The organism is Streptomyces murinus (assembly GCF_002154555.1).
GTDB classification, from domain to species: Bacteria; Actinomycetota; Actinomycetes; order Streptomycetales; family Streptomycetaceae; genus Streptomyces; species Streptomyces murinus.
In genome coordinates, this window is record NZ_MUNF01000933.1 from 1 (window position 1) to 590 (window position 590).

The window sequence follows — 590 nt, forward strand, 5'->3', positions numbered from 1 at the left end:
ACCCGATCTACGCTCACCTCATGGATCTCACGCCCCGCCTGCTGGAACAGTTCACCGTGCTTGCCGAGGAGAAGCATTTCGGCCGCGCGGCAAGCCGTCTGATGATGAGTCAGCCTCCGCTCAGCCAGGCGGTCCAGCGCCTGGAGAGAATCATCGGCACCCGGCTGTGCACCCGCAGCAGTCAAGGCGTCAGCCTCACCCCCGCCGGTGAGGCCTTCGCGGCCGACGCCCGACGGATACTGGAGGCCCAGGAGTCCGCCGTCGCCCGCGCCCGCCGGATCGCCTCCGGAGCGGAGGGTGAGCTGCACATCGGCTTCGTCAACAGCCTCGGCCACTGGCATCTGCCGCGCCTGCTCGCCGACGCCGCCGAGCAACTTCCGGGCTTGCGCCTGCATTTGCGGCAGGGATCCACCGCCAGCCTGATCGAACTCGTTCGCAGCGGCACCGTGGAACTCGCGCTGGTACGCCAGCCCCCGCCCGACATCGACGACCTGACCGTCCACCGGCTCACCGGGGAACGCCTGGCCGCGGCTCTGCCCGTGGCCCATCGCCGGGCCGGGGCCGGCCGTCTCTCCCTGGCCGACCTGCGC

General features: G+C 70.8%; 1 protein-coding gene. It reads left to right on the plus strand.

What is annotated here, in order from left to right; all coding sequences use genetic code 11:
- Positions 1-20 precede the first annotated feature (20 nt).
- Positions 21-590: LysR family transcriptional regulator (locus tag CCN72_RS36715; RefSeq protein ID WP_143664340.1), on the plus strand; the 570-nt coding region annotated here is incomplete at its 3' end.